Annotated in this window: 8 protein-coding genes and 1 pseudogene; 6 read left to right on the forward strand and 3 right to left on the reverse strand. The window is 68.5% G+C overall.

The genetic code is table 11. The features are described from left to right. From WBA11_RS12210 to WBA11_RS12230, 5 genes are all read left to right on the forward strand, one after another. Positions 1-244 (forward strand): alanine racemase (locus WBA11_RS12210; RefSeq protein ID WP_424520954.1); only part of this gene is annotated, 244 nt, incomplete at its 5' end. Between the two features lie 172 nt (positions 245-416). Further along, positions 417-1,121: a winged helix-turn-helix domain-containing protein gene (locus tag WBA11_RS12215; protein WP_424520955.1), complete on the forward strand. Its 705-nt coding sequence runs from the start codon at positions 417-419 to the stop codon at positions 1,119-1,121. A 71-nt stretch (positions 1,122-1,192) separates the two neighbouring features. Beyond that, complete coding sequence (locus WBA11_RS12220; RefSeq protein WP_424520956.1) at positions 1,193-2,689, forward strand: ATP-binding protein; 1,497 nt, start codon at positions 1,193-1,195, stop codon at positions 2,687-2,689. Positions 2,690-2,714: 25 nt separating this feature from the next. Further along, on the forward strand, positions 2,715-3,110 hold the full coding sequence (locus tag WBA11_RS12225; RefSeq protein WP_424520957.1) for a BLUF domain-containing protein: 396 nt from the start codon (positions 2,715-2,717) through the stop codon (positions 3,108-3,110). After that, positions 3,107-3,394, forward strand: coding sequence for a TfoX/Sxy family protein (locus WBA11_RS12230; protein WP_424520958.1), 288 nt, complete (start codon positions 3,107-3,109; stop codon positions 3,392-3,394). The genes WBA11_RS12225 and WBA11_RS12230 overlap by 4 nt, the downstream gene beginning before the upstream one ends. Here the strand turns inward: WBA11_RS12230 and lhgO are convergent. The 3 genes from lhgO to WBA11_RS12245 all read right to left on the reverse strand — a co-directional run bounded on the left by lhgO (position 3,391) and on the right by WBA11_RS12245 (position 6,647). Further along, on the reverse strand, positions 3,391-4,590 hold the full coding sequence (gene lhgO / locus WBA11_RS12235; RefSeq protein WP_424520959.1) for an L-2-hydroxyglutarate oxidase: 1,200 nt from the start codon (positions 4,588-4,590) through the stop codon (positions 3,391-3,393). The two genes, WBA11_RS12230 and lhgO, sit on opposite strands and share 4 nt — an antisense overlap. Positions 4,591-4,653: 63 nt before the next feature. After that, complete coding sequence (locus WBA11_RS12240) at positions 4,654-6,060, reverse strand: T9SS type A sorting domain-containing protein (protein ID WP_424520960.1); 1,407 nt, start codon at positions 6,058-6,060, stop codon at positions 4,654-4,656. 2 nt (positions 6,061-6,062) lie between these two features. Next, entirely contained in the window at positions 6,063-6,647 is a 585-nt protein-coding gene (locus WBA11_RS12245; protein WP_424520961.1) for a hypothetical protein, read from the reverse strand. A 217-nt stretch (positions 6,648-6,864) separates the two neighbouring features. Here WBA11_RS12245 and WBA11_RS12250 point away from each other — a divergent pair. Next, positions 6,865-7,288, forward strand: a pseudogene (locus WBA11_RS12250) (hypothetical protein); the annotation flags it as partial.

Genomic DNA, 7,288 nt, shown 5'->3' on the forward strand with positions numbered 1-7,288 from the left:
CAGCGGCAGGGTCGGCCTCGAGGCCGGCCCCCGACCCATCGTCGGGCGCGTGTGCATGGACATGACGATGGTCGCCCTCGAGGACGGCGACGCCGTCGAGGTCGGCGACGAGGCCGTCGTGTTCGGCATCGGAGGGCCGAGCGCTGAAGAGCAGGCTGGCGCCGCCGGCACGATCTCCTACGAACTGACGTGCGGCTTGACCGCGCGCGTCCCGCGGGTCTGGCACGGCCTCGAGGACGGCTAGGACCAGACGCGTCCTCGAGTCGACGACTGGATCGGCAGGTCCCTCGTCCTTGCTCACTGTCCCGCCCTCGAGGACGAGTAGGGCACGCCAGAGAACCCGAGCGCCCCATCCGTGTATAGCCTAAATCGAGGCCGACTTAGCGCCTCTGCACTTCGCCCACACGCCCTGCCCAATGGCCACCTCCACGCCCCAAGAGATCACCATCCTCGTCGTTGATGATGAGGAGGACGTCGTCGAGATCATCTCCCACTTCCTCCGTGAGGAGGGCTACAACGTGCAGACCGCCCACGACGCCGACGAGGCGCTCTCGAAGGCCGGTCCCGACATCGACGCCATCCTGCTCGACGTCATGCTCCCGGGCATGAGCGGGTTCGACATCGCGAAGAAGCTCCGCGGCCGGGTCGAGACGGAGAAGATCCCGATCATCATGATGACGGCCAAGACCGAGGAGCAGGACCAACTCCAGGGTCTCGAGAACGCCGACCAGTACCTGACCAAGCCGGTCAGCCCCCAGGTCGTTCTCGCCAACATCCGCGCCGTGCTGCGCCGGACCGGCACCGAGGAGAGCAAGACGCTGTCCGTCGCCGGCCTGACGATCTACGAGGACGAGTACCGCGCCACCCTCGAGGGCGACGACTTGGGCCTGACGCTGACGGAGTTCGAGCTGTTGCGCTACCTCGTCCGCCACCCCCGCAAGGCGTTCACCCGCCAGCAGCTCTTGGAGACGATCTGGAAGGACGCCATGATGGTGACCGAGCGGACCGTCGACGCGCACATCAAGAACCTGCGCGAGAAGCTCGGCGACTTCGCCCGTCACATCCAGACGGTCCGCGGCGTCGGCTACCGCTTCGTCGAAGAGGCAGAGGCCGAAGCGTAGGTGTTCGGGGTTAGGGATTGGGGATCGGTCTGACCTCCCCAATCCCCAGACCCCAACCCCCAACACCTAGAATGCGCTGGCGCGACGTCCGTCAACTGCTGTATCCCCGTCGGGCTTCGACCCAGACGTGGATGATGCTCACGTTCGCCTTGTTCGTGGGCTTGGCCGTCGTTGGCGTCGGCTTGTACTCGTTTCTGATCCTGCAAGGGCAGGTCGAGGACGCCGCGCGCGAGACCTTGCGCGAGCAAGCCAGCCGGTTCGCGGTCCAACTCGAGGCCGAGCCCGACCGGGCGGATCTCCTCGAACTCGGGCGCCAGATCGCGACGCTGACCAGCGTCGACGTGACCATCGCGACGCGTGACGAGGTGCTGGGCGACTTCGGCCCCTCCGTCGACGATGCGTCGTCCTCGAGGACGGAACCGTTCTTCGAGCAGAGAGAGGTCCAAGAGGCGCTTCAGGCGTCCGACAACGTCGGCTACTCCGAGCGTCCAGGGCCGGACGGGACGCGGCTCTACGTTGCGTTGCTCAGGCCGCAGACGGGGCTGATGGTGCGGATCGGAGAGCCGGTGCCGAGGTTGCTCCAGGCCATCGAGTCGCTGCAGGCGGCGCTCGCGGTCGGGATGGCGCTCGCGTTGCTGACGGCCATCTTCGGCGCCTGGATCGCGGCCCGACAGGTGACGCGACCGCTTCGGGCGATCACGAGGAGCGCCCAGAAGATCAACGAGGGCGACCTCGAGGGCCGGATCGTCGTTAAGACGCGGGCGAGCGAGTTCCAGGACTTGGCCCGGAGCCTGAACCACATGGCCGGGCGCTTCCGGTCCGATATCCAAGAGCTCCAGCGGATGCAGCGCGTCCAGAACGAGTTCATCGGCAACGTCTCTCACGAGGTCAAGAACCCGATCTTCGCCGTCTTCGGCTACCTCGAGGCGCTCGGGTCCGACTCGCTCTCGACCGATCAGCGAAAGCGGTACGCAGGGAAGGGGCTCGCCAACTTGCAGCGGTTGAACCGTTTGTTCTCGGACCTGATCGAGATCGCCAAGCTCGAGTACCGCGAAGACCTGGTCCGCCCGACATCGTTCAGCGCCCAGAGCCTGATCGAGGAAGTCGGCGAGATGCTCGACCCGAAGGCCGAGGCCAAGGGGCTCGAGCTGAGCTACGACAACGACGCCCTCGAGGTATTCGCCGACCGCAACCGGATCCGCCAGGTGTTGGTCAACCTGATCGACAACGCCATCGCGTACTCCGACGAGGGCTCGGTCCGGTGCCGGATGCGACGTCACCTCGACAAGGCCCGCATCGAGGTCGTGGACACGGGGCGCGGCATTCCACAAGACCACGTCGACCGCATCTTCGACCGGTTCTACCGCGTGGACACGGCGCGGTCGAGGAAGGAAGGAGGGACCGGACTCGGGCTCGCCATCGTCAAGCAGATCCTGGAGGCGCACGGCGAGACGATCCACGTCGAGAGCACGAAGGGCCGCGGGACCAGATTCTGGTTCGAGCTCCCGCTCGCGGACTCCGTCGCGAGCGGTGACGGCGCCGTGGTCGAGGCCACCACTGTAAGCTAGAGGGAACACCACAAAAGGAGTCCGGTTGGCCAGAACCCCCCTGTTTGGAATGGACGATCTGTACGCACTTGTCTACGTCTCGGACGCCATCGTCCCGTTTTCCGACGCCGACCTCGAGGTCTTGCTCGAGTCGAGCCGCACCTACAACGACAGCGTCGGCGTGACCGGATTTCTCGCGTACGACCGGCCGTGGGATGGCGAGGGACCGGGGACGTTCGTGCAGCGACTGGAAGGTCCGCGCGACGCCGTCCTCGACGTGTACGAGACCCGCGTGCTTCCGTCCTCGAGGCACGACAACGTCGAGGTCAAGCTCCAAGGACCGATCGGGCAGCGAGAGTTCGCCGACTGGACGATGGCCTTCGAGCTGGGGAGACAGCGCAAGACCGATGACCCGGTGGGCCGCATCCCGCGCGGGCTTTGACGACGCTCGGGGGCGATCCGCCCTCGTCGCTAAAGAACTTGGGACCTGAGAGCGACCGACTGCTCGCTGAGATCGGGGTCACGACGGCTGACGAGGTCCGAGAGTTGGGAGCGCCGATGCTGTACGTGATGCTCAAGCACCGGCACGGCAAGCACGTCAACCGGATCTGGCTGTGGGCGCTCGCGGGCGCGCTCCAGGACCGACACTGGAACAGCTTGTCCGGCGCCGAGAAGGCCCAGCTCGACGCCGCAACGGAAGACGACCTCGAGGTCGGAGGAGGCTAAGCGAGCCGGGACAACGCCATCTCCGCGATCTCGTCGCCGATGGCGAGCGACGCCGTCGCGGCCGGGCTCGGCGCGTTGACGACGTGGACGCACCGCGCGGTCTCGGCGATCACAAAGTCGTCGGCCAGGGTCCCGTCTGGGAAAAGAGCTTGGGCTCGAACGCCGGACGGCCCGCGCTCCAGGTCCTCGAGGGCGAGGTCCGGGACCAGGCGCCGCGCTGCTCGCCAGAATGCTTTCAGGCTGAGCGACCGGCCCAACTCGCCCAGGCCCATCTTGAGATGCCGGGTCGCGAGCTTCCGAAAGCCCCTCGAGGACGCGACCTCGAGGACGTCTCGGGCGCGCACGTCGCGGAGCCGATAGCCGTCTCTCGCGAAGGCGAGCGCGGCGCTCGGTCCGGCGTCGACGGTTCCGTCCACACGCCGCGTCAGGTGGACGCCCAAAAACGGGAACGCCGGGTCGGGGACCGGATAGATCAGGCCGCGCACCAGGTCTCGAGCGTGGGGTCGCAGGTCGGCGTACTCGCCGCGGAACGGGACGAGTTGGACGCCGGGCTCGGCGCCGAACATCCGGGCGACGCGGTCGGCCCACAACCCCGCGCACGTGACCGCGACGCCGACCTCGAGGTCGCCACCGGTCGTTTCGATGACGACGTTCTTTGGAGACTCGCGCCCGCCCGTCACGGCCGTTGCGGTCGAGAGCGTTCCGCCGTCCTCGACGAAGCGTTCGGCCATCCGCTCAGCGACGGCTTGGAAGTCGGCGACGCCGGTCGCGGGGACCCACAGGCCGGCGACGGCTCTCACGTGCGGCTCGTGCTTTGCTACACCGGCGCGGTCCACGACCTCGAGGTCGACGCCGTTGGTGCGGGCTCGTTGGGCGAGGGCGAGGAGGGCGGGGCGCTCGTCGTCGGTGACGGCGACGATGGTCTTGCCTGACCGAACCCACGGGAGCCCCTCGTCGGTGCAGAACTGCTCCATGCGGGCCTTGCCGGCCCGGCACAAGACGGCCTTGCGGCTGCCGGGGCGGTAGTACACGCCAGCATGGAGCACGCTGGAGTTGCGGCCGCTCTGGTGCCGCGCGACGCCGTCCTCCTTCTCGAGGACGACGACCTCGAGGTCGGGCCGGGCCGTGAGAACCGCGCGGGCAACGGCGAGGCCGACCAAGCCTCCGCCGATGACGGCGACGTCAGCGGAGCGCATGGCGGAAGAACTGTGTCTCGGCCTCGAGGGCGGTCCAGGAACGCGTCGACCTCGAGGACGACGTCACCGAACCAGGACGACGCGGGTCGTGCCGCTCGCCGTCTCCCCGCGCAGGCGCACGATGTAGGTGCCGGCCGGAAGGTCGCGAGCGTCGATGCGGACATCTTGCCACGTGTCGGCGGTCGCGGTCCCCTCGAACAGGACGGCGACGCGGCGGCCGGTCAAGTCGTAGAGCTCGACCGAGGCCTGCTGCGTGCTCGTGACACGGAAGCGCGTGCTCGCGACGCCGTCGAACGGGTTCGGGCGGACGGCCTCGAACTCGGCGTCCTCGACGTCGGGGAGGATGGTCGCGGGCATGCCCACCGGTCGAAGCATCGGCCCGACGATGTCGCACTCGAACGGGGAGCCGGCCTCGTGGAGAGCGCCGGACCGGTACCAAAAAACGGTGTCCTCACCCAAGATGGCTTCTCCGTCGACGAACGGCTCGTACGCGAAGGCACAGCCCGTGTTGACCGTCAAGCCGTCGTCGATCTCGTCGAGCTTGTAGCGGAGGACGAGGGCGTCCACCTTCGAGAACTCGTCGGCCATGAGGCGTCTGTCCTCCTCGCTCGGTACGATCTCGTAGCCGAAGCCGGTCTCCTCGTCGGTCACGCTCCAGTAGGTTTGGTCCGTTACGCCGCCCAAGACGCGGGCGAGCTCGGCCTCGAGGACGGACTCGCTCGATGCTGTGATCTCCTCGAAGATGTCGTTCTGGGGCGTCCCCTCGAGGTCGAAGTCGAACCGCCAGTACGCGTGGTGACGGTGGCCCGTCTCGGTGCACAGCGCCTCGGCGGCGGCGAACGAGAACTCGGGCCAGACGCGGCCGTCCGTGTAGAAGTGCCACTTCATGCGGTAGCGGTACCAGCCGGCGCGGGCGTGCCCTGTGAGCACCAGCTCCGTCCCATAGTCCTCGATGGCGATCCCGACAAAGTTGCCGACGTCGCCTCCGGCGCCCGTCGGGGGGAGGTCCGCGTTCGCCTCGCAGGCGGTCTGGACCGCGCCCGGCGCCGAGATGGCGATGCCGGACCGGTTGCCGTCCGTGTTCGTGCCGCAGTCGGTGGCCAAGACGGCGCCGTCGCCGAGCTCCGTCGTCGCCTCGCGGTCCTGCCAGTCGCGGAAGCAGCCGCAGCCGCCCTCGTCGTACTCGACGTTGAGGACGGGCACGCCCGCCCGCTCGAACACCTTTCGGCCCCGGAACGTCGCGTTGCGGATCTCGAGCCCGCTGCTGTTGATCGTCGTCCGGTTGGTGGGGCGGTACACGTCGAACTCCCAGATGGGGTTATCGGCGGGCCACGCGATGTGCGCGTTGGCCTCGGTGGGTGAGGGCGGGCCGTCTTGGTAGGTCCCGTTCGTGGTGCAATTCGCGTCGGAGACGTCGACCTGAGCCGACGCCACGGTCGCGACAGCGACGAAGAGAAGGAGTGCGCGCATGGCTACTGGAAGCGCGACTGCTGGCGGGCAGCCGGGTGGGCGAGGTTGCTGTCGGCCTGCGGGTCGGCGTCGGCCTCGAGGACGCGGATCTCGCGCAGGTCGACGACGACGTAGCGGATCCGCTGGCGGTCGCCGTCGTCGAGGGTTTGCCACACGTCGAGGGTGACGCAGCGTCCGCCGGGGCCGCAGGCGTGGCCCTGCTCGCGGACGAGCGGGAAGCCGCCGTCGATGGTGACCTCGCCGCGGGCGTCCTCGATGAGCGCCGCGATCTCGGGGTGCGAGGCGATGGCCTCGCGTGACGCCCTCATTTCGGACGGCGTGGGGCCGACGACGCTCGTAGAGCGGACGGCCCGTGTCAGAACGCGCCCGTCTCCGTCGGTGACGGTGTGGACGTAGCGGCCGGCCGAGGGCTCGTAGACCAACGTGGTCGTGGCTGAGATGCGGGCGCCGTCGTCGCCCTTGACGGAGTCCGTGACGGCGAACAGCGTCCTCGAGGACGACGGGCTGAGCCGGGCCTCTTGGGCGGAGACCAGGCCGGAGGTCAGAATCCCCGCGAGCACCGCGGCGGACAATCGGAGAGCAGTCATAGGCGCAGGGGGGCGACGCCGCAACGTACGAGCGTCCTCGATCCCATCCAATTATCACGCCAAGACGTCCACGAACCGAAATCGCTGTGTGGATCGGTACGTCGGGTCTCGGGGCGGGGAGCCTCGCACGGGCTCCCGCGTACCTTCCGGACACGTGCTAGCCGGCTCGATTGCATGAAGCGAGTCTGGCGTTCCTTCCCTTCGCTACCGATCGCAGATGGCCTCCGACGACCGCCCCGATTCCGCCCGGCCCCGGTTTACCACTCGCACGCTCCTGACCCCCCAGGACGACCCTGGTGACGGCGCCGCGAGCCCGGCGCCCGAGCCCTCGTTCGGGACCGGCGCGACCGACGACGACGCGGCGCTGGACGCGATCGTAGAGGGCGCCCGGCAGGAAGACGATGTCGCCGCGGAGGAGACGTTCGTCTGGGCCGCGCCGCCCGTCCCCGAGCCGACGCCCAACCTGGACGACGACGTGTTCGAGCTCGCCTCCGACCTCGATGACGACGTCGCCCTCGAGGCGACGGAGGAGCCGGCCGCAGAGCAAGGAGCGGACGAGGCCGAGAGCCGCATCAAGGGGATGCTGGACGCCGTCGCCGCGCCCGTCGTCGGCGCCATCGCCGACGTGATCGAGCCCGAGC

The organism is Rubrivirga sp. (assembly GCF_049648075.1).
Classification (GTDB): Bacteria; Bacteroidota; Rhodothermia; order Rhodothermales; family Rubricoccaceae; genus Rubrivirga.

What these genes read in the sequence shown, in the direction of transcription:
- WBA11_RS12245 (WP_424520961.1), bottom strand. Translation starts at nt 6,647, where the DNA reads ATGACTGCTCTCCGATTGTCCGCCGCGGTGCTCGCGGGGATTCTGACC.
- WBA11_RS12220 (WP_424520956.1), top strand. Translation starts at nt 1,193, where the DNA reads ATGCGCTGGCGCGACGTCCGTCAACTGCTGTATCCCCGTCGGGCTTCG.
- lhgO (WP_424520959.1), bottom strand. Translation starts at nt 4,590, where the DNA reads ATGCGCTCCGCTGACGTCGCCGTCATCGGCGGAGGCTTGGTCGGCCTC.
- WBA11_RS12240 (WP_424520960.1), bottom strand. Translation starts at nt 6,060, where the DNA reads ATGCGCGCACTCCTTCTCTTCGTCGCTGTCGCGACCGTGGCGTCGGCT.
- WBA11_RS12215 (WP_424520955.1), top strand. Translation starts at nt 417, where the DNA reads ATGGCCACCTCCACGCCCCAAGAGATCACCATCCTCGTCGTTGATGAT.